Raw genomic sequence first — 25,788 nt, 5'->3', positions numbered from 1 at the left:
ATTATGTGCCTCAAATGATGTGACGTCCGCTTTAATGGAGGTCTTTTTTTGAATAGGTATAATTACGGAGAGTGCTGCCATGAAAGAGCTATGCAATATTTTGATTGTAGATGATGAGATATTGGTACGGCAAGGGATCAAGCATCATTTATCGTGGGAACAGTATGGATTTCGCATTGTAGGCGAGGCTTCTAATGGAAAAGAAGCGTTAGAGCTGATTGAAACTTTGCGCCCGCATATTGTCATTACGGATATCGTGATGCCTATCATGGATGGCGAGGAACTGACGCGCATTGTCAGACAGAACTATCCTGATATTGAGGTCATTGTGCTCAGTAGCTACGGCGAGTTTAATTACGTGCGATCCACCTTCCAGCAAGGTGTTGCTGACTATATTTTGAAGCCCAAGCTGGACACGGATGAGCTGCTGCAAGTGCTCCAGAGAACGGCCCGCAAAATTCCGTCTATTCAGTATCAAGCAGATGCCGGGGATAATCAAATTACGATGGATCATGTGATAGAAAAGCTCATTTCCGGCTATAGCATCGACTACGATATGGAACTGCTGAAACAGGATTTTCCGTATGCCCGTTTTGCACTCATAGGCGTGGAACAGGCGGAACCACAGGGGAAAGGCCAGTCCCACCCTGCCTCGGACCTATTTTCCAGGCTCACTGATCGAGTGACATCTGCCTGTGAACAAATCGTGTTGCGGCGACTGCCGTCTGATGCAAATGCGGCTGTTTTTTTAGCCAATCTTGAGCCGCGTGAATTACACTCCTGGATGCCTGCAATCAGGGAAGTAGCTCAGGAGACGAAGCAAGTCGAGCCACAGACGGGCTGGGCGGTTAGCCGTCTATTTGATGATTTTAATCAGATTAGCGAGGTCTATCAGGATGAACTGCCAAAACTGCTCAGCTATCGCTTTTACTTCCCGGGAACTGCGCTCCTGATGGAAGACGAACTTCCCAAGCCTGTTCAGGTAAACAGCTCGTTTAACTTAAAGCAGTTCACAGAAGAGATGAAGCGCGAGCATTTTGATACAGCCTTTCAGGACTTAAGGTCTTATGTAGCTGCCATGTCCCGCAACTATACCTCCACCGCTTTTGAATTCAAATCTCTTCTCGGAAACATCGTGTTTAACATTACGACTTTGCTCGGGAATCAGGGGTATGATATGAAAGAGCTGGATGCGGCAAAATACTCCTATTTCAAAGCCATAAATGATGCACCTCATGTACATGAAGCTGTGCGATTGCTGGAGACCTTTTTAGATGAAGCGAACATGCAGATTTTGGCTAAAACGCAGCAAGGAAGCAGTGCGAGCATGAAGAAGCTGCTGGAATATATCGAGGAGCATCACGCTGAGACGCTCAATTTGACGACACTCGGTCAATATTTTCATTTTAATCCCTCCTATTTGTCGAGCTATTTTACAGCACATCATACAGAGGGCTTCAGCGAGTATTTGAACAAAATTCGGGTTGAAAAAGCTGCGGAGCTGCTGCGGTCGGGTACGATGTCCATTTCGGATATTAGCAGCACCGTCGGCTATTCGGACCCCAGCTATTTTACCAAAGTGTTCAAAAAGGTGACGGGTTACTCCCCCAGTCAATACCGCCGGGAGCATCTCCATTAGAGAGCAAACGCATATCTGCCAGCAGAAAAGAGATTGAATATGAAAAGGTATATGCATAAAATCAAATATCAAGGTCTGTTCTTTAAAATATTTGTCGTTATGGTGGTCAGCATCACCGCGGTGTCCTTGCTGACCTCTTTGGTGACGATTCGAATGTCTGAACGACTCTTTGCCGAGACATTCAGTATTACGAATGCCAAGGTACTCAGCCAAATTCAGTCCAGCTTTGAGTCCTTCAATGACTCAATTGTGAATGCCGTAACCCATGCCTCGGAAAACGGGACGGTCAAAAACTATCTGACAGGCGGCCAATCCGATTCCATTAACTCGGCACGCATCTACTTCGGTATGGCACAGCAGATGAAGCAGATTAAATCAAATGTCGACGCCTATGATGTCAGTGTCGCCATCACGGGCATGAACGGCCGAAGCTTCTATTCCGACTCGTCCTACTGGCCGGTAACTGCAGAGGAGCTCAGGAACAATTTGATTACAGCCCGAAGCGCGGCACAGCCGACACGGCTCATGTATCAGCTGGATACGGATCTACTTCGTCAGCAAATGAATAATACCGGACAGAAACCCACACCCTATATTATCGCCTCCAGGGCATTCATGGAGCGAACTAGCGGTACGTTGTATGGCATGATCTACATTGCCATTCGCGAGCCCGAATTCCGCCGCTTCTATAACAACTTCACAAGCAACGGCAATGATGTACTTATTTTGGACAAATCGGGACTCATTGTGTCGAGCAACCGTCAGGACTTGATCGGACAACACTCCCGTGAGCTGCTGGGCTATGCGACAAAAATCAATGAGCAAGGACTAAATTACATTAATGCGAACGTGATGAACAAGGAAAGTATCCTCCTTTCCAACTATATTCCTTCGTATGATTTTTACCTGGTTAACATGATTGACAGGCAAACCGCAATCGGACAAATTATTGACGTTAAATCTGTTGTATTGATCTGCATTGGCATCGTGCTGATTGCTTTGTTGATCGTTTTTCTGATTTCCCGGCGTTTGATTCGTTCTTTGACTCGGCTGGTTAAGCAAATGTCGACTGTCCGCGAGAAAAATTTTGATAACTATCTCCCGGTAACGGGCAGCTATGAGGTCAGGCAGTTGAGTCATGCCTACAATTACATGCTGGATGAACTGAATGACTATATTCGTAAGCTGCTGGAGACGCAAAAAGGACAACGGAATGCAGAGCTGGCTGCACTGCAACGGCAGATCAATCCGCATTTTCTGTACAATACACTGGCTTCGATCAAAATGCTGGTGCTCAAAGGAAACAAGGAGACCGCCGCTGAGACGATCAATGCGCTCATTTCCCTACTGCAAAATACAATCAGCAATGTGAGCGAAACGATCACCATCGAGCAGGAAATGGCCAACATGCAAAATTATGTGTTCATTAACCATGTTCGCTACGGTCAGCGAGTACAGGTGAATTATTTTGTATCGCCGGATTGTCTGGAGTACCATGTGCCCAAGCTGATTATTCAGCCTTTTATCGAGAACTCGTTTTTCCATGCATTTAATGAGAAAACCGCGGGTCACATCTATATACTGGTGTCCAAAACGGACGATACATTAATCTGCGAGGTGGTCGATGACGGAGACGGTATGGATTTGGACGGGCATACGGCAAAGGACGGACTGCCCAATCCTAAAAGCAAGCGCCAACTGTTCACTGGTATCGGCATCCAGAATGTACACAACCGCATTACCCTTCTTTATGGAGAAGAGTATGGCGTGACCATCTCCAGCAAAAAAGGCGAAGGCACCAAAGTGAAAATGACACTGCCATTGATCGTAAAACCCGCCTCTCCTATCTAATAAAAATATAGGCTGAACTAAAGACAAAGAAGGTGGAACAAGAACGGAGTGGGCGGAATGGTGCTGTACAAGCGTAGCGGTCGCCTTTGTATCCGGATATCAACCTTATATAATTTGAATAAAGAAATCTGGATACAACAGCGATGGGAAGCACCATCCGACCGCGCAGTGGCGCTTCGTGTACAAATTTAGTTCAATCTAAAAAAATTACCTAAATCTAAAAAAAGCACAAATGTAAGCGGTACCTTTTTTGACAAATCATAATAATAAGACAAATCCGTATAAAGATATTCCTAACTGCCAGCAAAGCAAGGATGATAAACTAGATTCATAAACAAGGTAACCGCTTTCAATAAGTTTTAAATGATTATAAAAAAAGAGTAGGGGTTGAACGAAATGAAAAAAATGACTTTCCTTCTGCTGATCGCAAGCTTGATCCTGCTATCTGCATGTTCCAGCAATTCCGAGAAAGCCGCGACCACGACGGATTCCGGTAAGAAAGAAATCACGGTCTGGGCTTGGGACCCGAACTTCAATATCGCGGCCCTAAAGCTGGCGAAAGATCGTTACGTCGCCAAACATCCTGATGTAAACGTAAACATTGTTGAATATGCTCAAAATGATATCGTGCAAAAAATGAATGCCGGTCTTAACTCCGGTTCTACCAAAGGATTGCCTAACGTGGTTCTGATTGAGGATTACCGGGCACAAAACTTCCTGCAAGCCTATCCTGATTCCTTCCATGATATGAGCAACTCGATCAAAGCATCCGACTTCGCCGATTATAAAATTGGACCGACCAGCTACAACGGCAAGCAATACGGTGTTCCATTCGACTCCGGTGTTATGGGTCTGTATGTAAGAACGGATTATTTGGAACAAGCTGGCTACAAAGTAGCTGACCTGACCAACATTGATTGGGACAAATTCATTGAAATCGGTAAAGCCGTAAAACAAAAAACAGGTAAAGATATGCTGACTCAAGATCCAAACGACCTCGGTCTGATCCGTGGTATGATCCAATCCGCAGGTTCATGGTACCTGAAAGAAGACGGTAAAACACCAAACCTGGCAGGTAATACAGCTCTGAAAGAAGCGCTCTTGACGTACAAATCCTTGTTCGATGCGAACATTGTTAAAATGAATGCCGACTGGAGTCAATTCCTGGCAGCCTTTAATAGCGGTGCAGTTGCTTCCGTACCAACAGGTAACTGGATTACGCCTTCAATCAAAGCAGAAGCTTCGCAATCGGGTAAATGGGCCGTTGTTCCTTTCCCTAAATTGAAAAATGTACCTGAATCCGTGAATGCTTCCAGCCTCGGCGGCAGCTCCTGGTATGTCCTGAACACAGACGGTCAAGATACCGCTGCTGATTTCCTGAGAGAAACATTCGGTTCAGATCAAGATCTATATCAAGATATGCTGAGCAAAATTGGAATTGTCGGTTCATTAAACGCAGCTTCCAGCGGTAAAGCTTATGACGAGACAGATCCGTACTTCGGTGGCGACAAAGTCTACAAGAAATTCGCAGAATGGACCAAACAAGTTCCAAAAGTCAATTATGGCATGCACACTTATGCCATTGAGGACATCATGACCGTTGAAATTCAAAACTACCTGAACGGCAAAGATGTAGACACAGTTCTGAAAGATGCTCAAGGACAAGCAGAAGCACAGCTTAAATAAGACAGTCCATCTAGCCAAGGCTAAACAATAAAACGATAAGCACTTAAAACCTTGGGCTTGCGAGTTCAAGGTTTTAATGCTGCATAGGGAGTTGATATGGTTATGAAGACAGCCACACCCAAAATGACGACATCGCGTTTCAAGGCAGGTATGACAGGATGGTTGTTCATATCCATCGCAGTGATCATGATTGCAGCCTTTTATTTCTACCCGATGATCCAGGCGCTTATCTTGTCCTTCAAGACAGGCACGGGGTCTAATCTGACCTTCAACGGCATTGATAACTACAAGCGTCTGTTCACAGATAGCATGTTTATAACCGCCGTGAAGAACACGTTTATCTATTTGATTTTCCAGGTGCCATTGATGGTGATTCTGGCTCTGTTCATTTCGGTATTGCTAAATGATAAAAATCTTAAATTCAAGGGCTTTTTCCGCACAGCCATCTTCTTGCCTTGTATTACATCGCTGGTAGCCTATTCCGTTGTGTTCAAGTATTTGTTCTCGGCTGACGGTCTGGTAAACTCCTTATTGCTGAATCTACATGTGATTGGCACGCCGATCCAATGGATTACAGACCCTTTCTGGGCCAAGGTTACGATTATTATTGCGATCACATGGCGCTGGACCGGCTACAATATGATCTTTTACTTGTCCGGTCTCCAGAATATTGACAGCTCCATCTATGAAGCGGCCCGTATTGACGGTGCTTCCCCTATTCGACAGTTTTTCAACATTACAGTTCCACTGCTTAAGCCGATTATCCTATTCACCTCGATTACATCGACGATTGGTACACTCCAGCTCTTTGATGAAATCATGAATATTACCAAAGGTGGACCGGGGAACGCGACATCTTCTATTTCGCAATATATCTACAACCTGTCCTTCAAGTATTCATCCGACTTTGGTTATGCGGCGACCGTATCCTACTCCATCGTCATTATGATCATTATCTTGTCGATCATCCAGTTCAAAGTGGCAGGTGAGAAAAAATGATGAAAACGAAAAGAATATTTACGTATGCCTTTCTGATCATTGTGTCGTTCGTTTCGATTTTCCCGTTCCTGTGGATGCTATCCAGCTCCACGAACCTGTCGGTCGATGTTACGAAGGGCAGACTCCTGCCCGGCTCCCATCTGATGGATAACATCCACAATCTGATGGATAAGGTGGACATCGTCACTGCGCTGAGCAATTCGGCGAAAATCTCGATTTCCACGACACTGCTGGCGATGCTGATTGCCTCTCTGGCAGGCTATGGCTTTGAAATTTACAGAAGTAAAGCCAAGGATATTGTCTTCAATATCCTGCTGATGTCTATGATGATTCCGTTTGCGGCGATCATGATCCCGCTCTATCGGATGTTCGGCAGTATCTCCAATACACTGCCTTGGATCGGTATTGATACACTTTCGTCTGTCGTCATTCCGACGGTGACTACGGCGTTTCTGATCTTCTTTTTCCGTCAAAGCACCAAGATGTTTCCGAAGGACTTGCTGGAAGCTGGTCGTATGGACGGATTGTCCGAGCTGGGTCTGTTCTTCCGGGTGTATATGCCTACGATGAAAACAACCTATGCCGCTGCCGCTATCATCACGTTCATGTCGAGTTGGAATAACTATCTCTGGCCTCTGATCGTGTTGCAAACGCCTGAAAATCAAACGATTCCGTTGTTGATTTCGAACCTCGGCTCCGGCTATGCACCAGATTATGGTGTGATTATGATCGCTATCGTCCTGTCCACGTTGCCGACTGCACTGGTATTTTTCCTGATGCAGAAGCATTTTGTAGCGGGTATGGTAGGCTCGGTAAAATAACGGATTCGCTGTTGTGAAATCCCTTCATTTCATTTTAAAAATAAGGAGTGTTCGCCTTGACCATCCACACCCCCAGCCTGGATTGGCTAACCGACGTAACCAAGTTTGCAGTACATCGGCTGCCTGCCTATTCCGATCATAAATATTACGCTACACTTCAGGAAGCGGAGCGTCATGCCGATATGGCTTGGCGTCATAGTCTGAACGGTAGCTGGAAGTTCAACTATGCTACGAACCCGGCCAGCCGTCCGGTTGAGTTCCATGCCCCTGATTTCGAATATGGCGGCTGGAGCGACATTCAGGTACCGGGTCATATTCAGACGCAAGGCTTCGGCCAAATGCAGTACGTGAATACGATGTATCCGTGGGACGGACATTCGGACGTTCGCCCGCCACATATTCCAGAAGATCACAACCCGGTCGGGAGCTATATCAAAAGCTTTGTTTTGCCGAAACATATGGCTTCTGACGGTCAGCCTGTGTTCATTTCTTTTCAGGGCGTCGAGTCGGCTTTCTATGTGTGGTTGAATGGGCAATTTGTCGGGTACAGCGAGGACAGCTTTACACCGTCCGATTTTGAACTGACACCGTTCCTGCAAGCTGGCGAAAACAAGCTGGCGGTTGAGGTATATCAAAGAAGTACGGGAGCATGGCTGGAGGATCAGGATTTCTGGCGTTTTTCCGGTATTTTCAGAGACGTATATCTGTACACCATCCCGTCTGTTCACGTACGTGATCTGCATGCCAAGGCCGATCTGGATGCCACGTACACGCAGGGTCTTCTGGGGCTTGAGCTGACCTTGGAAAAAGCAGTAGCAGCCTATGCAGCCGTCGATGTCAAAGATGCTGCGGGCCAGATTGTAGCTTCTTTGAAGGCGGATTTTACAGATGGCAAGGCTTCGCTGTCGGCAACACTGGATCAAGTCCAGCGCTGGAGCGCCGAAAAGCCCTACTTGTATACGTTGTTCATCCAAATTCACGAGCCGGACGGGACACTGGTGGAGGTCATTGCGCAGAAGATTGGCTTCCGCAAGTTTGAGCTGATCAACAAGGTGATGCATCTGAACGGCAAGCGGATCGTCTTCAAAGGCGTGAACCGCCATGAATTCAACGCCCGCACTGGACGTGCGATTTCTCGTGAAGATATGCTATGGGATATTCGTACGCTCAAGCAAAACAATATGAACGCGGTTCGCACCTCTCACTATCCGAATCAGACCCTGTGGTATGAGCTGTGTGATGAGTACGGGGTGTATGTGATCGACGAAATGAACCTGGAAACACACGGCTCCTGGCAAAAGCTTGGCGCAGTCGAGCCTTCGTGGAACATTCCCGGCAATCTGCCTGAGTGGCAGGATATCGTTATGGACCGCGCCATTTCCATGCTGGAACGAGACAAAAACCATGCGTCCATCCTGATCTGGTCCTGCGGTAATGAGTCCTATGCGGGTGAAGTGCTGCGGAATGTAGCCAACTATTTCCGAGCCACCGACCCGAGCCGTCTGGTACATTACGAAGGTGTATTCCACAACCGCACGTACGATGATGCCAGCGATATGGAGAGCCGGATGTACGCCAAGCCCGCAGATATCGAGCAGTATTTGAACGACAATCCGCAAAAGCCGTATATCAGTTGCGAATACATGCATGCGATGGGTAATTCCGTAGGCGGTATGCACAAGTATACAGAGCTGGAGAACAAATACGAGCTCTATCAGGGCGGCTTTATTTGGGATTACATTGATCAGGCGGTCATGAAAAAAGATCGCTATGGACGCGAGTACCTCGCTATCGGCGGCGACTTTGACGACCGGGCCACAGACTATGGATTCTGTACGGACGGAATTGTCTATGCTGACCGGAAGGTTTCACCGAAGATGCAGGAGGTCAAATTCCTGTACCAAAATCTGAAGCTGACCCCGGATCGGGGCGGTGTGACGATTCGCAATGAAAATCTGTTCGAGGGAACGGATGACTACGAGCTGGTATACAGCCTGCTTCATGAAGGCCACGAAATCGCACGGAACGTGATTCATGTGGATGTAGCGGCACAAACAGAAGCTCATATTCCGTTGACGCTGGTAAATACGGTCGGAGTAGACGCGCCTGGTGAATATATTATTCACACGTCTCTGGTCTTGAAAGAAGCTGCGCTCTGGGCGGAGGCTGGATATGAAGTAGCCTTTGGACAGCATATTTTCATCGTGGAAGATACACGTCCACAGACTGTTCCTGCTGGCAGCATTCGAGTCGTGCATGGCGATGTAAACATCGGCGTTCACGGTGCAGATTTTAGTATCATGTTCTCCAAAGGAGCAGGCAGCCTGACTTCGCTGCGCTACGCTGGACGCGAGATGATCGCCATTCCTCCTGCCCCATTGTTCTGGCGTGCAACCACGGACAATGACAGAGGTGTAGCGCTTGGGTTTGAAGCGGGCGGTTGGTTTGCTGCGAGTCTAACACGCAGATGCGTGGGGATTGAAGTCACGGAGGAGCAAACTGATCACGTAACGGTTACGTTCCGTTATACACTAAGCATTCATGCAGACGTACAGGTAGCAGTGACATATACCGTCTTTGCCGATGGCAGCCTGAAAGTGAAATCCACTTATGAAGGCGTATCCGGGTTGCCTAACCTGCCGATCTTTGCTCTTTCTTTCAAGGTTCCAGCAGACTACCGCCATTTGGACTGGTACGCCATGGGACCAGAGGAAAACTATATCGACCGGGCCTTCGGAGCAAGACTCGGCGTATTCCACAACGAAGCAGCGGACAACGTATCCGGTTATGCCGTGCCACAGGAATCCGGTAACCGTACAGGCGTACGTCGTGTCGATATTACCGACGATTCTCAGCGAGGTATTCGCATTACTGCACCTGCAACCGCGCCTGTGGAATGCAACATTTCACCATACACAGCGTTTGAGCTGGAAAGTGCATACCATCAGTATGAGCTGCCCAACGTCTACTACACTGTCGTCACGGTGGCTGGCAAGCAAATGGGTGTCGGCGGCGACGATAGCTGGGGCGCTCCCGTACACGAGGAATACCAAATTGCAGCCGATCAGAAGTTGGAATTTGAGTTTACCGTGCAAAGGGTATAAATAAGTTCACCGCATAGATAAGTATTATTAAACAAAAGCTAAGCCCTTCCGTTGCTTCCTTTATAAGAAGCTGGAAGGGCTTTTAAAGTTCAAATATGACCGCCTATCTATTAGCTAGTCGCAAGATTGACATACGTCTTCCTGAAATCAAGATTTAAAGCATTCCCTGATTAGGAATTCCCTCATATGGCGAAAAAGGCATCTCGCTCGCCCCTTTTCAATGTAGTTACATACACAGCATTTTCAGCGGTTCCAAACAAGGTAGGAATAATTAAATGCTATTTGATCATACGAAATACTATTTTGACAAAGTCTATTAATTTTCGACAAATTTCTTCCGATAATATATCAGAGCTTCCTAAATATATCAAAAATCGATCTTAATCTAAAAACAGAAGGCAAGAAAAATGAATCGACCATTAACAAAAGGAGGGCGAAATATGAAAAACTTGTTGAACCAAAAATATTTGGATTAATGATGTAAAACTCACCAGTTTCCTTAAGGAGGCTCAAGAGAACCAAAGTAGAATACAATTTTCACCACTTTACAAATTGTTCCATAAATTTTGTGCATCCACCATAAAAACAGTATGTGAAATCATTATGAGGAGGAGTTTATATTGAAACTAAAAAATTTTAAGAGGTTTATCGTTCTTTTAGGTGTGTTTGCTTTATTAGGCTCTCTTTCCAGTCTGGCATCTGTTGTCTCCGCTGCTGATAATGAAGTGCAAGGCAGTGCTGTTGTAGAAGGTGTAAATTATAGGATTGTAGGCCGAACGAGCGGAAAGCTTCTTGATCCATCAACTAGTTCAACTGTTGTACAAATGGGCCTTAATAAGGTAACAAGCGAAAAGTGGAATTTTGTTGCTGTAAGCGATGGGTATTATAAAATTGTTAACAGTAGCAGCAACAAGGTTATGGATGTATCTGCTGATGGAATTATACTGGCAGATGATTCAGGAAGCAATAGCCAGAATTGGGGTTTAGTTAATGCTGTTGGAGGTTATTTCAAAATAGTCAACCGTGATAGCGGCAAGGTCTTGGATGTACTTCAAAATAGTACTGCCGATGGTGCTAAAATCATAGCGTATAACGATACCAATGCCTCTAACCAACAGTGGTACATCGCGCGAGAGATTAAAGGGAATGTAACATACACCCTCGTGAAGTCAGCTAACCCTACAGCCGATCAATTGGATGCATACGAAAGAATCACCCGAGCTATGGATACTACAGTAAAATACTATAATAATTTCACTGATTTTTCTAAGCATCTTACTATATACTATAGACCAGGAGTACCTACAGCTGAAGGAAGCTTCAACGGCACAATTAGCTTTGGCACGAACAGAGGGTTTATGGTTCCCGCCACAGCTATGCATGAAACGGGTCACACAATGGGAGTGGGACAGAACAGCGTTTATGCTTCGTTAATGTCGACTAGAATTTGGCAAGGCGCCAATGCAACTGCCGAGCTAAGATCGATTACAGGGAAGAATACTGACGAAATACATGGAGACAGAAATCATTTTTGGCCATACGGTCTCAATCAAGCTAGTGAAGTTAAATCAGATGCAGATTATATAAATCATTGCAGAATTGTATATGCTATGAAAAAAGATGGTATGTAGATTGAAAACAGACATTTCCTGCTTGGATTGGATTATTTTCGTTATGGATAGTTGAGGATTGCGAGCGAACAGGAGAAAAATGGATTCACGCAAATAGACCATAACCGTAGCTTCGGAGACGATGGCCTTGGATGGTGTTCTCAATCATATTATGAGGTCAGCCAGTTTTTACTGGTTGACCACTTTTGTTTTTGTGGTGTATTAATCGGTAGCCGGTCAAATATCAAAAAAATTCTTCAAATTAAGTTTATTAAGAATGCTGGGTAATATTCGCCAATCCCACTCATCTAATGTTCATTAAAAAAGCAGAAAAGAGACCCTAAAGAGTCCCTTTTCTGCTGGATATATTGGCAATATAGGCTGGTCAGCCCTCAATGAAAATCATTGCTCTTGACTGCAAGCACCTGACGGGCTATTAGCATAAAGGCATCAAAGGAATGGCAATGCTTTAATCGTTCTAGCGTTTCTTCCTGACGGATCAGTTCTACGAACAGATCGTAAATCCCCATCGCCTGCTCGTAATCCTCTTTACAGATCGAAAGCAGGAATACAACATGGACCTCATGGTTGGCATCCCATTGAATCGGCTTTTCCAGCAGACACACGCTTACGACCGTCCGGTTAGAGCTAAGCTCCAAAGGATGGGGAATCGCCATACCTCGATCCAGAGCCGTAGATCCCAGCTTCTCTCTCTCCATGACTGCTGGCAGGAACTTGTCAGTCACAACTCCTTTTTGCCTCAAAATACCGCTCATTTCTTCAATCAGAGCATCTTTATTCGGCCGATCGGATCGGGTCATAAACAAGTCCTGGTCAAAATACCGCAGCAGTGAAATTTCCTGCTCCTCATCGCTGGCACGCACCATCCGTGTGATCGTCTCCATATCCCGTTCCGAAGGAATCGGACTAATTACCGCCGATGGTTTATCCTTACGCTGCTGTAAGTGGATCGTGGATACAATTAGGTCCTCGTCCACAGTGAGCATTTCCTCGTATTCCCGAAGTGAAACCACTCGGGATACATCCAGCTCAGCGAACAGCGAACGCAACCTGGATTCCAAAATCCGGGCGGTTCCGTAGCCGGAGCCGCACACCAGCAACACAGTTTTACGACGCCGATGTGGGATATTGTATTTGCGTTCCAAGGCGGCTCCGATATGAAGCGCCAAATAACCGATTTCGTTATCGTTGATGTCATACGGAAATGCTTTTTGCAGTTCTTTTACTGCACCGACCGTGATTTCATAGGCGAGCGGGTAATACTTGCGGATATGCCCAAGCAACGGATTACGCATGTTCATGCCATGCTCCAGCCGGGTCAGCATCGGTTTCAGATGCACAAACAAATCCCGGGACAGCCGTTCATCGTCACGCAAATCATAGGTGAAGCGCTCGTAGACAAATGTCAGCATCTCGCGCACAGCCAGAAAGAGACGGTCAGACTGGAGACGCTCCCACTCGGTTTCGGCCATCTTTTTGCTGACGATATGCAGCAGGACATAATCCAGCTCCCCTAAAGGACAGGTGATGCCAAAAGCCTCTTCCATCTCACTCAGAATGGTAGTAGCCAGTTCAATATCCCGCTGACCGCCTGCCACCTTTTCAAAGCGCTCCAATCCATGCCCTTCCTTCACTCGCAGTACCATAACCGCCAGATGAGTGATCAGATCCTTCAGTGCCAAATCCGCTATCTTGATGCCGTTGGGCCGCAGATGATTCAAAATAATTGCACGGATTCGCGGTAAATCCAGCCCCTGAAACAGCTGTTGCTGTTCCAAAGGCATACCGCTGCGTTGTCCTTCTTCATCGCGTACATCGGCATACTCAGCGAGACAGTAACGGATACTTTTCTCTTCCCCAACCACCTTCACGCCATATCCCGGCTTAGTGCGCAGGGTGAGAGCATAATCATCCAGAATCCGCCGAATGATTTTAAAATCATTATTCATGGTCGCCCGGCTAATATACAGCTCGTCGGCGAGGTCTTCCATCTTCACGTATTCTCCCGTATTCAGCAGCTTGAACAGCTCATACCTTATGCGTTCTTCCGGTGCTCCCGGTAACCGCCCGCTTACCTCCGTTTCTTCCTGACCTTCCTCAGCGAAAAAACGGTATCTTTCGGGATCAACGACCATGATTGTATAGCCGCTGCCCCTCTTGGATTCCAGACGTGCTCCATATTCATTCAGAATACCGCCCAGTTTTTTGAGATCATCGCGGATCGTCCGCTCTGTGACCTCCAGCCGCTCAGACAGTGCTTTGGTGGTCCAAGACCAGCCCTGATCGTTTCCACTGACGAGCTGGTACAGCTTTTTCAAGCGTTTGTAGGGAAAATTCATGTAGATTCAAGACCTCCTTTCCGATAAACCATGTTTTGTTTCCGTGTTACTTCGATTCAGGTGTAACCAGTACCGTTAACAGCTTGCAATGCCCCAACTCCGGCAATGGTGCGCCTTGGGCATCCGATGAGGCCAACGTTTCTCCCTTGGAGCGCTCATCCAGGGAAGCCAGCTCATAGTGGGCCGATTCACCGAATGCGATGCGTCCGACTGCATTCTTCTCCAAATAAGGATTAAATACACGCACAATATATCCATCATTATGCTCTGCTTTCTTGAATGCACTCAGGATCACATTCGAATCCTCGCTAAAGGATAGCAGGCTGTAGCTTTGCTCGAATATTCTTTCTTCGTCACGGAAGGCGAAAATTAAACGACCATTCAGGAAGTCAGACAACTGGTAGCTGGTCAATGGTGTTAAATATTCCTTGGCCGCTTTAGCTACATCTGCTTCATCAAAACCGGACTCATGCACATGCAGGGCAAAAGTGAATGAAAGCTCGCCAATGAGCTGTGCATCCGGCGTTTCTACGATCTTTTCTCCCGAAGCGCGTCCCGGGCGATACAACAGATTTTCCTTGCCCATAAACCCAAAAGTACGGAATAACGTCAGCGCTATTGTATCATGTTCTTTGCCAATGACCTCATATTCTCGTACTCCTCCGGTCAGCACCGCTACTCCACGGGAACCATCGTTCAGCGCAGCATAGCTTTGCAGAGCCTCAATTGTGATCGGTTTTTCCGTCCACTGCTCCCGTTCCCACACCTCTACTTCTTCCAGCGTTGTTGGACGGGCAATGACCCCGAACGGTTGATCCGCAATAGAAAGCCTGGAAGCAATCCCGGTGTCAAATAGCACCCGCAAACGGTGACTCAGCACCTGATTGTCCACATCCACCGAGAAGCGTATCAGGCGTTCACCTTTCCGCAGGGAAACCGATGCCTGTAGTGGTAACACGGCAGAAGGCAAAGCAGCGGCGCGTTCATTCAAATCGTACGGAACCTTTAGCTTCATACGGAGGGACAGCTCCTCGGCTACCGGACTTTTAGATGTCACAGTCTCCACATCAGCACCGAGCGAAGAAACCGTGAGGTCACGTTCCGGCGGAGAATAGTTATAGGAATCTCCATCATCCCCATTTTCCTCAAACACCATCTGATCCGCGTACACACGTCCCGAGATTTTATCCGTAATGCTTAATGCCCCGTTCTCTTGTACAGCTACGCTATAAAATTCGTTTTCAATACAGTTTCCGTTACTGCGTTCTTCCGTGGCATCCCCGGTCGAACTGAAATCAAATACAATCTGCGTATATCCCATAGCAGGTACTTCCTGAAGCTCTACCAGCAGCTTCGCACGGAATACACGTTCAGGCAGATACACTTTTTTGCTCGGATTCAGGTAAATATGCTGACCAAGCACATAGTCTGTCTGTTCCACTTTTTCGGTAATCGTATACGGAAGCTGCTGTCCGTTCGTATCCCGAATTACAAAGCTTCCTTCCGGTAAATAAGCATCAATCTCTGTAACGCCCTTACGGGGATAAGGCAATGTGTTAAAGATGGTGAAGGCAAAGGTCTCCTCCTGTTTAATCTTTGAAGCAATCAGGCGCTTATGCAGATCCAGTAGATTTTCTGCGATATCCCGCGCTTGCTTGTAGCGAAAAGCCACATCCCGGTTCGTCGTGTCACTGTTGCAGCCACCGATGCTGTCATGGGCAGCATTTTCAAACATCAGCTTCCAGATATCCTTCACGATGTAATGCGGGTAGTCATGTCCCAGTGCATGACTGATCGACAGTACAGGCTCCAGCGTATTTACAATTAAATTTTCAATATAGTTATTTTGCTGCTTGAGGTCAGCCCGCGTAGAAAAGATCGACTTATGGATACGCATATGCTTCGCTTCCATTAGCTCTCCTTCCAGCACAGGAAGATCGCTGCTGTCCTTTTCAATTTCTTCAAGGAAACGCTCCGGCTCATTCATCACATATTCCCGTTCCGGGTCAAGCTCGTTGAACTTGCGGATCAGCTCCGGCAGGTTCAAGCGGACAGGCGCTTGGTCGAAGCCGTTCGGAAAATAAATATGGCGAGTGGACGCTTTTTCCTCCAGTGCACCGATTTGGCTGTCCAGATATGCTTCAAGTTCTCCGGGTTCCTCCGGAATATTACCGCCATAGTAGTACCCGAACGGTATTTGAACTGCAAACACCTGACTCCCATCCGAGCCCTTCCACAAAAATTCAGTTTTCGGGTTCGTATTGTCTGCTACACCGCGCCAGAACAGAAAATGGCGAATGCCGAACTCCTGATAAATTTGCGGCATCTGCGCCGATTGACCGAAAGCATCTGGCACATAACCAACCTTCATCGCATGACCATATTTCTGCGCCGTCTCCATACCGTAGTACAGATTGCGGACCATGGATTCACCGGAAATGACTAGCTGATCCGTCTGCGTATACCACGGCCCGGTCATCAGGCGCTTGTCCGTCACAAGACGGCGAATGCGTTCCTCATCTTCGGGGCACCATTTGATGTAATCATCCAACAGGGACCCTTGGGCATCCAAAAGATAATATTTAAAACCATCCCTATTTTCTAACGCATCCAGCACTTCTTTCACATGCTTTACCAAGTAAACTTTGGATCTGGAAGTGGTAAAGTACCACTCCCGATCCCAGTGAGTATGTGGAATGACATGCACTTTCGTACGGTTCATATCTCTATCTCCCTCTGTGTTGTCTATCTTCTATTTATATAAGCTGAACTTAAAAGTTTCATATTGTGCCACTGCGCAGTCGGATGATGCTTCCCATCGCCACCGCCCCCGGATTTCTGGAATAAAGCCTATAATCAGAGTAGAAATCCGGGGACAAAAGCGACCGCTTCGCTTGTACAGCACCATTCCGTCTACTTCGTTTTAATGTGCATTTTTTGAATTCAACTTATCTAGTGAAGTTCAGGAATAATTTAGTCAAATACCAGTTCAATGTCTTCTCCATTTTTCTTGACGGATGCTTCCTTCGTATCTGCCTGCAGCTTTTCTTCCTCACGGAAGTTGACGAGCAGGGTACCCGCTACAATGATTAAAGCTCCCGTAATCCCTCCTGCGAGATAAGCAAATGGAGCACCTACGGATATCGCACCATACAGGCCGCCGATTGGAGGCATGATGACATGTGCGCCCAGCAAAGCTGTCAATGCCGCACCTGCTGCACAGGCAATCATGTTCAGTGGAATCAGCTTGGCAGGGTTGCGCAGCGTAAAGGGAATAGCCCCTTCGGTGATTCCGATAACACCCATGATCACGGAGCCTTTTCCAGCTTCCCGATACGTTTTGGAAAAACGATGCTTCAGAATCAGAGTCGCAAGTCCATAGCCCAATGGTGGAATACAGATGGCAATGTTTACGAAAATATTAGGCAAATATACACCTGACAGGAATAACGCATTTCCCGCCATCCAGGCTGCTTTATTGACAGGTCCGCCAAGGTCGAATCCAATCATGGCTCCCAAAATCAGGGCAAGCACCAGAGTACTGGTTCCGCTTTCACTCATATGCTTGATCCAGTTAACCAGTCCTTCGTTAATCGCACTGAGCGGTCCACCCAGAATGACGGACATGAGAATCCCCGTTAAGCCCACCGTAATAAGCGGCAGAATAATCAGTGGAACAGAACCTGCGGCCGGGCCAGTGATTTTCACTTTGTTTTTCACCCATAAGGTGATGTATCCGGCAAAGAACCCGGCAACGAGGGCACCCAGAAATCCGGCGTTCGTTTCCTGTGCCAGTACACCGCCGATCAGCCCCGCAGCAAGCGCAGGCTTGTCGGCAATCGAGTAGGCGATATATCCGGCCAGCACCATGTTCAGTAGCCCAATTCCGCGCCAGCCTACATTTTCGATCAAGTATAAAATATGAAGAAATCCGCTTTTATCGGCATAGGGGCCGAAGTCCGTGACCCCCATCGTCAGTCCAATAATCTTACACACCGCAACAATCAGGGAACCTGCAATAATAACTGGCAGGAGGTAGGAAATGCCTGTCATTAGATGCTTTCTAGCTTCACTCAGCCATTTTTTCATCATGTTCTCTCCTATCTTGAATACTACTGTTATCCAAAGGCTAATCGGTTGTTATTCAAGGCAGCTACGCTGCTGCTTTTCTTTTTTACTACATGTTGCTGTTCCCCAGTCTTAGCCTTATTTTTGAGCCGAGATGGCTTCTACCGCTTTGGTGAGAACCGCTTCCGCATTGTTGACCGCATGACCGATTTTGACACGAACGATTCGTTTATCCTCAAAACGCTCCGCTTCCTTTACTGTCTGGTCCGAGGCAATCAGTACAAAGTCCGCTGCTGCAATCTCTTCCTCCGTAAGCTTGTTCACCTGGCCTAGCGCACCCTGCTGTTCCACTTTAATGTTGTGACCGAGCTGTGCTGCTGCTTTTTCCAGTGCTTTTGCCGCCATGGGGGTATGAGCCAAACCTGCTATACACGATGTAACGCTTACGATTTTCATTATGACACCAACCCTTCTGTATATTGTTCGAGCAAATGATACACATCGTCGCCGCTCTTGGCACCCGCTACTGCCTCTTTGAAGGAATCCTCCAATAGAAGGGTTGCGAGTGAGGATATAATTTGCAAATGGGATACATCCACGGAACCTTTTGGCACCAAAATACTGAAAATATACTGGACAGGCTTACCGTCATGAGATGCCCAATCAATACTATCTTGCAATCGGATAACCAGAACTGCTGGTCTTGTGACTGCTTCGCTCTGCGTATGAGGTATGGCAAACTGATCCTGAAGGCCCGTCGAATATACCTTCTCCCTTTCCCACAAATCCTGCACCAGCTGTTCTCTATGGACGGTGACACCCAGCTTCTCAGCCTCTTGGGCAATAAATTCAAATACAGCCGATTTTGTCTCCAGCTTCTCATCCAGATAAATCTGTTCTCTAGTAATCATGGTGGATGTCTCTCCTCCCTTCTATCTATAAGTGAAACGCTTACAAGTTCATTCTAGCCGACTCTCCTCTAATGTTTTACCTATAAAATTTCCCTATCCAAGCGGAAATGCATTAGAGTTAATTTTTGGGAATAAAAAAATGGCTAGACGGATAATCCCATCTAACCTTCTCTTAAATTTTATGTGATTTAGTGTTCTGCCTTGTTCCCCATTGATCCATATTAAGAATGATTAAATTCCCCCGTGGTGACCTGCTGGTTCGTAACTAGATTCTTTTTAGGGAGTGTATTTTTGAAATTCAATTTGTTACACGTTTAAGAACCTCCATGCTGTGCAAAAGTTTGAAATACCTCATTATGACTGTCCAGATGAATGGGCATAATTAAGGTAAACAAAAAACTACTCGCTACGATCAGCATTACCACTTTTTTCAACATTATTTAACCACCACACCTTTTCAATAAGAGTGAAAAACTCTGTTTTGGTTTCAGGAACCGCATGGGCTTTGAAACGCACAAACAAACCTATACAATTTATAAAATATGTCTCATTGTTTAGTATATGTGCTTTTACCATCGCACATAGCAATTGATTAAAACCATCACTGTACATCCCCTGATTTAAATAATAGTAAGCCAATTCGTAACCACACCACGCCGAGTAGTCTGGTATCACTTGCTGGGTATACATATCATCTGATGATGGTTGCTGTGAAAAAGACGCAATCTCCGTTTCAAATCGTTTGAGTACATCATTTACATCTAACTTATAAAGGTTAGCTGCTATCATAATGTTAAGTAGTTGAGTGACCCTATCTTCTTGAATTGTATCTGACGATGCATCAATATAGTTTAGATATTCATGTAGCACACTTACATCTCCAGATAAAAGCTTATTTGCAAGTACATTAGCTTGCGCCCAATGTTGATACAGTTTTATCCAATATAGTGCATCTTCGTCCGTCTCTTTGACCCAACTTAAATCAGCATAGGCGTATGTATATTGTAGAGCTTGTTGATAATCGCCTTGGGCTTCACTAACACCTGCACACAATAGGTCAGCATAGGTGATGTACACAAACAAGGGACGACTTAGCTTATCAGTAGAGTCGGTGTGTTCTCGGCTGTCCTGTTTATGTTTTAAAGTATATTGGATTTCCGCCTTCATCTTCATTTTTTTAGCTGTTTCATCAACCTTGTCCCATATACGCAAAGACCTATACACATTAGCCAAATCCTTCAATGCGTCAAGCTGGTCTATTTCATCTAGTCTCTCAACAAAGGCTTCAAATATCGTAGCTGCCCTAAGATTACGATTCTGATCATCACCAACCTGAATTGTGAACAAACGATACTGGCAAACTGCCAATCGCTCTGAATGCTGCTGCTTCTCACCCTCAGCGATGTTCTCGTATAGGTAAGCCGCTGCTTCATTATAACCTTGTTCATAACAATCCTCGGCTAATTCAAAGAGATAATGGAGATAATTCGGTTTATCCAGCAGGACACTTACTACTTTTTGCAAACAGTCTACGCGCCGAAACTGCACACAGCGATACAAGAACGGGCTGATTCTTTTCCAGTTCAGCGGTGCATCTATCACATTTTCTTCAACGTATCTTTCATAAAAATAATCCGGTGATAAATTCATGCCCATCGTAATTCTATCTAATTGATGCATCGAAATGGTACGATTGCCCGTTACAATACCGCTCACTGTACCCGGATTCATGCCAGCGATGTGTCCAAACTTGGTCATACTCAATCCTTTCCGTCTCAGATAGGTTTGAATTTCTGCGCGTATCGTGGGTGTGATTTTCATGGATAAGCCACCCTTTCAGCATAAAATCGTCATATGATGCATAGTTAAATAAATTATGTAATTAAGAAACAAGTAGTATAATAGATTTGTTTTTATCGCTCTTGATTGTACCATCTTTTGGTACAAAATCATATACTTCTCAGATATTTACTTAAGATACCTTTTTGGATTGTTTATAAAAATTTCTTGATTAAGGGTATCATCATGCGGCAAAGAAACTTGTTCACAGACCAACATCGCGTCCAATCTCAAACACTCAATGTCCAGCTATTTGTTTGTAACTGTTGATCTCTCGAAATACAAACATTTCGACCAAAAAAATAACCCCGGAATATTTCCGGGGTTAAGTTTCTATTCTTTTGCAGCTTTAGGGAGAGTTATGTGTATAGAAAGTGATGGTTTATCATAATTCACTTTCGCACCTATGGATTCACTAATGAACCTAAGGTTCACGTAAAAAACTCCATTAACTAAAGCCGGGGATTGCGTCAGGTTATACTTTATATTATTCACATAACCATCGTTACTACCATTAGTCAATTTTATTACAGTGGAACCGTCCTTACTTGAGGCGGTTACTGTTTTTTGAGCGTTATCCCATTTAACTTCCATCCCATATCTGGCGAAGATTTCACGAAACGGAACCATTGCTGTCCCACCATAGGAAATAAAAGCTTCAAAGTCAATTTTTTCGTTATCAATATAAACTGTAGGTTGGGCAATATCAGCATAAATCACTCCAGAGAAACTTGCTGTTATGAATAGCATCAAAAAAAATATGACAAGATTTCTTTTCATTAATAATCACCCTTTATTAATTTTTTCCTGACGCAGTAATGGTAACAGTGTTATTACCATCGCGTGTGATACTAGCATAATCAGTAAGCGGCGCATTAAAGGCACTGCTTGGAACTGATGCACCGTCTACTTTAATACTTGAATAGATAGCTTTATTTCTCCCTCTGTCTCCAGTCGAAACAACAGTTGATAGAAGCTTCCATTGATCGACGCTATTAATGCTGAGACTATCATTAGTGTAATCATAAATGGCATTATCATAGACACTTTCCGACACATTTTGATTCAAGCTTATCTTTTGGTTACTAGCTCTGTCCTCTTCGATTCCCTTCTTAAAACGGTTTACAAGTTCATTAATTCGGGCACTAGATACATCATCCGGTTTATGTATTACAATTCCCCTCCCATTTGTACCCTCCAAAATAGAAAATTTTTGAAAATATTACACGAGATAATCCTACTACTTTTTCCCTATTTGTAAACATAAAAATCTATTTAAAACATCAAATGTTAATTTTTTAAGAATGAATAGACATATATAATGTCTTCGATTTTTCTTTTACCCTTTTGGGTTAGAAGAACGAAATCACCCTAACTGGTGAATAAGTTCCACACCGAATCGCTTTATTCACCGTCTCCGTAATCGAAGTGTGAAGAGCCTCAGGTAGATGATGACTGTGCATCTCCTTGAATCTATAAAAGTGGTCCTTCATAACCAAATTTTTTAAGACTGTATAATTTCCTAGACAATAAAAAAAGCGCACAAGGCGCTTTAGCTTCTCATTAGACTTTGTTCATAAATGTTTTATGATAGGCATTCCGGTACTGCGAAGGGGTCATATTCACTATTTTTTTAAACATACGCATAAAGTACTTCTCATCCGTATATCCCGCTTCTTCCGCAACCTGCCTAATGCTCATATCGGTACGGGAAATCAGCTCCTTGGCTTTATTGATACGGATGCTGTGAATGAACTCCAAGGGGCGCATACCTGTATTTTGCTTGAACAAACGGGATATATAATCCTTGTTGTAATTGAATTTTCGGGCTAAATCCGTCACTGTCATCGGTTCTTCGGCATGAATACGGGTCCACTCGATAATTTTGTTAAAGCTCACATTCCCCTGTGGGCTGGCGGGACTGGAGGTCAAGCGGCTGAGGGCCAGCTCAGATATCTCGATCAGCAGCGAGGTGAACAGATAATTTACACTGTGATACGTAAGATAGTGCGAATTGGCTACGTGCAGAATCTGATTGACGATAATATGAATCCGGTCTCCATTGTCCGCGCGCACGCATTGCGGTAGATAGATATCCCGTACAAAACCATGGCGCTGCAAATGAGCATCCATAACGCGGGTCTCCTGCTTCATTTCTTCATGGGATAATACATTTGGGGTCGTAGGAACATCGAAGTGAAACCAGTAAAATGTAACTCCCGGCACCGATTCCTGGTATCCTCCATGCGTACAACCGGGATAAAGCAATAGAATATCCCCTTCTCCTACCTCAAAATGCTCCTGTTCCTCCCGTATATATACCGTCTCCCGCACACCAAGGATCAACTCAAAGTTCTCAATGGAACGGCTCATATGCTTCCAGGGCACCTCGGAAACAAACTCGCCTGCCGAGATTAGTTGAATGGGAGCATCTACATTGACTTTCAGATAGGTCATGTTATCGCCTCTTTAGCTTCATGTTCGGATTTGTCCACCCATTGTATGGTTAAGCTACTGACATACCGCGATGGCAATGCTAATGTAGTGGAGAAATATACACTTTCATCTTAGCTAAGGAGCGATGATTTTGAAAGCAGAAGCTTTTGACTTGCATAACGTAAGCATTGATTCCGGCCCACTTTACCATGCTATGGAACTGAACGCAGCTTATCTGCTGAGTTTGGAACCCGACCGTTTATTATCGCGCTTTCGTGAATATGCAGGACTGGAGCCCAAAGCGGCTCACTATGAAGGCTGGGAATCCCGCGACATCAGCGGGCATACCCTCGGTCACTATCTGTCCGGCTGCTCGCTGATGTTTGCCTCAACGGGTGACGAAAAGCTGCTTGAACGAGTACATTATGTCATCGACGAGCTGGAAATATGTCAAAATAATCATGGAAACGGATACATTTCCGGTATTCCGCGTGGGAAAGAGCTTTTCGAGGAAGTGAAGGCTGGCGATATACGCTCGCAGGGCTTTGATCTGAACGGAGGCTGGGTGCCGCTATACACCATGCATAAGCTCTTCGCTGGTTTACGGGATGCCTATCTGCTCGCGCATCATCCCAAGGCTCTGGCGATGGAAATCAAACTTGGCAACTGGCTGGAGGACGTATTCCAAGAACTGAACGATGATCAGGTGCAGCAGGTGCTGCATTGCGAGTTTGGCGGCATGAACGAGGTGCTGACGGATCTGGCCGAACATTCCGGGGAAGAGCGCTTCTTGAAGCTGGCAGAACGCTTTTATCATGGGGAAGTGCTGAACGATCTGGCAGAAAACCTCGATACGCTGGCAGGACGGCATGCCAATACCCAAATTCCCAAAATCATTGGCGCTGCACGGCAATATGAAATGACCGGGAAACCGCAATATGCGGATCTATCCCGCTTTTTCTGGGATCGGGTTGTTCACAAGCATTCCTATGTCATTGGCGGCAATAGCTATAATGAGCATTTTGGGGAGCCGGGGAAGCTGAATGACCGCCTGGGCGAAGGCACCTGTGAGACCTGTAACACCTATAACATGCTGAAATTAACGAGGCATATGTTCGAATGGGACGCATATGCAGCGTACGCAGACTACTATGAACGGGCAATGTTCAATCATATTCTGGCTTCACAGCAGCCCGTCGATGGACGTGTATGCTACTTTGTATCGCTGGAAATGGGCGGGCACAAGTCCTTCAATTCTCAATATGAGGATTTTACATGCTGTGTCGGTTCCGGTATGGAAAGCCACTCCATGTACGGTACTGCAATCTACTTTCACACACCAAAAACGATCTATGTCAATCAGTATGTCCCTTCTACCGTGACTTGGGATGAGATGGGCGTACAGCTCAAACAAGAGACTCTCTTTCCGCAAAATGGTCGGGGAACGCTGCGCGTCATCAGCAAGGAGTCAAAATTCTTCACAATCAAGCTGAGATGCCCGCATTGGGCGGAACAAGGTATGATCATCAAAATCAACAGGGAAGAGTTTGCCGCGGAGGCTTGCCCTACCAGCTATGTTGTAATCGAACGGGAATGGAACGATGGGGATACGGTCGAGTATGACATTCCCATGACGGTGAGAGTCGAGGGAATGCCGGATAATCCGCGCCGGATTGCTTTTATGTATGGGCCGCTTGTGCTGGCTGGAGACCTTGGACCCGTAGAACAGGAGTCCAATGAAGAGCATCTGCTTGCGTCTGTTCTGGTCGGAGCAACTGATTCGTTGACCTCGAAGCTGGTTCCTGACGGGAACAAGCCAAATGTGTTCCGGATGAACGATTTAGGGTATGTCAGAGACTTGGAGCTTCGCCCATTTTATCAGATGTATGATCGTTCTTATACTGTTTACTGGGACCTCTTTTCCAAGGAAGAATGGACGTCCACAGAGGCGGAATACCGTACTGCGTTAGCCTATCAGTTGCAGCTCGAACAACTTACGGTGGATGTTGTGCAGCCTGCCGAAATGCAGCCTGAACGGGATCATGCCTTTGCAGGCGAACATGTGAGTCTGGGCTCTATCTATAACCGTAAATATCGTGATACCTGGCCTGGGGGCTGGTTTTCTTTTGTCATGAAGATTCTTCCGGATGAGCCGGTCCACTTAGCGGTGACTTATCTCAAGGATGCTGACCGCTCTCATCGTGACTTTGATATCATCGCAGATGGACAGATTTTAGAAGAAGGCAAGCTGGAGTCGGAGGAAATGAACAAATTCGAGACCTTCGTCTATGAGCTTCCTCTGTCCGTGACGGCTCAAAAGGATGAAGTTACGATCCAGTTCAAAGCCCATCCACTAGGCAAGGTTGCGAAGGTCGCGGGATTGCGGGTAATTCGACATTCTAATGCGGGATAAAATGACTTATATACAAGAAAAGCAGACGCTCCTGTGAGCCGTCTGCTTTTT

17 protein-coding genes are annotated in these 25,788 nt (G+C 45.8%); 8 read left to right on the top strand and 9 right to left on the bottom strand.

Annotated elements, in window-relative coordinates:
- Positions 1–79 precede the first annotated feature (79 nt).
- From ABH897_RS20685 to ABH897_RS20655, 7 genes are all read left to right on the top strand, one after another.
- Complete coding sequence (locus tag ABH897_RS20685) at positions 80–1,639, top strand: response regulator transcription factor (RefSeq protein WP_283654178.1); 1,560 nt, start codon at positions 80–82, stop codon at positions 1,637–1,639.
- A gap of 39 nt (positions 1,640–1,678) precedes the next feature.
- Positions 1,679–3,490, top strand: coding sequence for a cache domain-containing sensor histidine kinase (locus ABH897_RS20680; protein ID WP_404520887.1), 1,812 nt, complete (start codon positions 1,679–1,681; stop codon positions 3,488–3,490).
- A gap of 396 nt (positions 3,491–3,886) precedes the next feature.
- Complete coding sequence (locus ABH897_RS20675) at positions 3,887–5,176, top strand: ABC transporter substrate-binding protein (protein WP_404592648.1); 1,290 nt, start codon at positions 3,887–3,889, stop codon at positions 5,174–5,176.
- Between the two features lie 102 nt (positions 5,177–5,278).
- Positions 5,279–6,175, top strand: coding sequence for a carbohydrate ABC transporter permease (locus ABH897_RS20670; RefSeq protein ID WP_044644990.1), 897 nt, complete (start codon positions 5,279–5,281; stop codon positions 6,173–6,175).
- Positions 6,172–6,996, top strand: coding sequence for a carbohydrate ABC transporter permease (locus ABH897_RS20665; RefSeq protein ID WP_283654176.1), 825 nt, complete (start codon positions 6,172–6,174; stop codon positions 6,994–6,996). The genes ABH897_RS20670 and ABH897_RS20665 overlap by 4 nt, the downstream gene beginning before the upstream one ends.
- Positions 6,997–7,052: 56 nt before the next feature.
- Positions 7,053–10,100, top strand: a complete 3,048-nt coding sequence (lacZ, locus tag ABH897_RS20660) for a beta-galactosidase, LacZ type (RefSeq protein WP_404592647.1) — start codon at positions 7,053–7,055, stop codon at positions 10,098–10,100.
- Positions 10,101–10,720: 620 nt separating this feature from the next.
- Positions 10,721–11,731: an RICIN domain-containing protein gene (locus tag ABH897_RS20655; RefSeq protein ID WP_283654174.1), complete on the top strand. Its 1,011-nt coding sequence runs from the start codon at positions 10,721–10,723 to the stop codon at positions 11,729–11,731.
- 371 nt (positions 11,732–12,102) lie between these two features.
- Here the strand turns inward: ABH897_RS20655 and ABH897_RS20650 are convergent, their stop codons facing one another.
- The 9 genes from ABH897_RS20650 to ABH897_RS20610 all read right to left on the bottom strand — a co-directional run bounded on the left by ABH897_RS20650 (position 12,103) and on the right by ABH897_RS20610 (position 23,345).
- Positions 12,103–14,070 carry a BglG family transcription antiterminator gene (locus ABH897_RS20650; protein ID WP_404520886.1) on the bottom strand — a complete coding sequence of 656 codons (1,968 nt, stop codon included), beginning with the start codon at positions 14,068–14,070 and terminating at the stop codon, positions 12,103–12,105.
- Between the two features lie 46 nt (positions 14,071–14,116).
- Complete coding sequence (gene mngB / locus ABH897_RS20645) at positions 14,117–16,792, bottom strand: mannosylglycerate hydrolase (protein ID WP_404592646.1); 2,676 nt, start codon at positions 16,790–16,792, stop codon at positions 14,117–14,119.
- Between the two features lie 251 nt (positions 16,793–17,043).
- Positions 17,044–18,159 (bottom strand): PTS fructose transporter subunit IIC, encoded by a 1,116-nt coding sequence (locus ABH897_RS20640; RefSeq protein ID WP_404592645.1) that lies wholly within the window; start codon positions 18,157–18,159, stop codon positions 17,044–17,046.
- A gap of 117 nt (positions 18,160–18,276) precedes the next feature.
- Positions 18,277–18,594 (bottom strand): PTS fructose transporter subunit IIB, encoded by a 318-nt coding sequence (locus tag ABH897_RS20635; protein WP_404592644.1) that lies wholly within the window; start codon positions 18,592–18,594, stop codon positions 18,277–18,279.
- A complete protein-coding gene (locus ABH897_RS20630) occupies positions 18,594–19,049 on the bottom strand; it encodes a PTS sugar transporter subunit IIA (RefSeq protein ID WP_014279234.1) in 456 nt (151 codons plus the stop codon). Before ABH897_RS20630 ends, ABH897_RS20635 begins: the two co-directional genes overlap by 1 nt.
- Positions 19,050–19,448: 399 nt before the next feature.
- Positions 19,449–20,870: a transcriptional regulator gene (locus ABH897_RS20625; RefSeq protein WP_404592643.1), complete on the bottom strand. Its 1,422-nt coding sequence runs from the start codon at positions 20,868–20,870 to the stop codon at positions 19,449–19,451.
- A 351-nt stretch (positions 20,871–21,221) separates the two neighbouring features.
- Positions 21,222–21,668, bottom strand: a complete 447-nt coding sequence (locus tag ABH897_RS20620; RefSeq protein ID WP_404592642.1) for a copper amine oxidase N-terminal domain-containing protein — start codon at positions 21,666–21,668, stop codon at positions 21,222–21,224.
- Between the two features lie 16 nt (positions 21,669–21,684).
- Positions 21,685–22,089 carry a hypothetical protein gene (locus ABH897_RS20615; protein WP_404592641.1) on the bottom strand — a complete coding sequence of 135 codons (405 nt, stop codon included), beginning with the start codon at positions 22,087–22,089 and terminating at the stop codon, positions 21,685–21,687.
- A gap of 362 nt (positions 22,090–22,451) precedes the next feature.
- Positions 22,452–23,345 (bottom strand): AraC family transcriptional regulator, encoded by an 894-nt coding sequence (locus ABH897_RS20610; protein WP_404592640.1) that lies wholly within the window; start codon positions 23,343–23,345, stop codon positions 22,452–22,454.
- A gap of 130 nt (positions 23,346–23,475) precedes the next feature.
- Here ABH897_RS20610 and ABH897_RS20605 point away from each other — a divergent pair, with 130 nt between their 5' ends.
- Complete coding sequence (locus ABH897_RS20605) at positions 23,476–25,737, top strand: beta-L-arabinofuranosidase domain-containing protein (protein ID WP_404592639.1); 2,262 nt, start codon at positions 23,476–23,478, stop codon at positions 25,735–25,737.
- Positions 25,738–25,788 lie beyond the last annotated feature (51 nt).

Origin of the sequence: Paenibacillus sp. RC73 (assembly GCF_044908085.1) — a bacterium.
Classification (GTDB): domain Bacteria; phylum Bacillota; class Bacilli; order Paenibacillales; family Paenibacillaceae; genus Paenibacillus; species Paenibacillus terrae_A.
This window is presented reverse-complemented; position numbering and strand designations above follow the sequence as displayed.

Excerpts from the sequence above, each read along its gene's own strand:
- ABH897_RS20685 (WP_283654178.1), top strand. The coding sequence starts at position 80 with ATGAAAGAGCTATGCAATATTTTGATTGTAGATGATGAGATATTGGTA.
- ABH897_RS20670 (WP_044644990.1), top strand. The coding sequence starts at position 5,279 with ATGAAGACAGCCACACCCAAAATGACGACATCGCGTTTCAAGGCAGGT.
- ABH897_RS20650 (WP_404520886.1), bottom strand. The coding sequence starts at position 14,070 with ATGAATTTTCCCTACAAACGCTTGAAAAAGCTGTACCAGCTCGTCAGT.
- ABH897_RS20630 (WP_014279234.1), bottom strand. The coding sequence starts at position 19,049 with ATGATTACTAGAGAACAGATTTATCTGGATGAGAAGCTGGAGACAAAA.
- ABH897_RS20640 (WP_404592645.1), bottom strand. The coding sequence starts at position 18,159 with ATGAAAAAATGGCTGAGTGAAGCTAGAAAGCATCTAATGACAGGCATT.
- ABH897_RS20620 (WP_404592642.1), bottom strand. The coding sequence starts at position 21,668 with ATGAAAAGAAATCTTGTCATATTTTTTTTGATGCTATTCATAACAGCA.
- ABH897_RS20680 (WP_404520887.1), top strand. The coding sequence starts at position 1,679 with ATGAAAAGGTATATGCATAAAATCAAATATCAAGGTCTGTTCTTTAAA.
- ABH897_RS20675 (WP_404592648.1), top strand. The coding sequence starts at position 3,887 with ATGAAAAAAATGACTTTCCTTCTGCTGATCGCAAGCTTGATCCTGCTA.
- ABH897_RS20635 (WP_404592644.1), bottom strand. The coding sequence starts at position 18,594 with ATGAAAATCGTAAGCGTTACATCGTGTATAGCAGGTTTGGCTCATACC.
- ABH897_RS20625 (WP_404592643.1), bottom strand. The coding sequence starts at position 20,870 with ATGAAAATCACACCCACGATACGCGCAGAAATTCAAACCTATCTGAGA.
- ABH897_RS20665 (WP_283654176.1), top strand. The coding sequence starts at position 6,172 with ATGATGAAAACGAAAAGAATATTTACGTATGCCTTTCTGATCATTGTG.
- ABH897_RS20610 (WP_404592640.1), bottom strand. The coding sequence starts at position 23,345 with ATGACCTATCTGAAAGTCAATGTAGATGCTCCCATTCAACTAATCTCG.
- mngB (WP_404592646.1), bottom strand. The coding sequence starts at position 16,792 with ATGAACCGTACGAAAGTGCATGTCATTCCACATACTCACTGGGATCGG.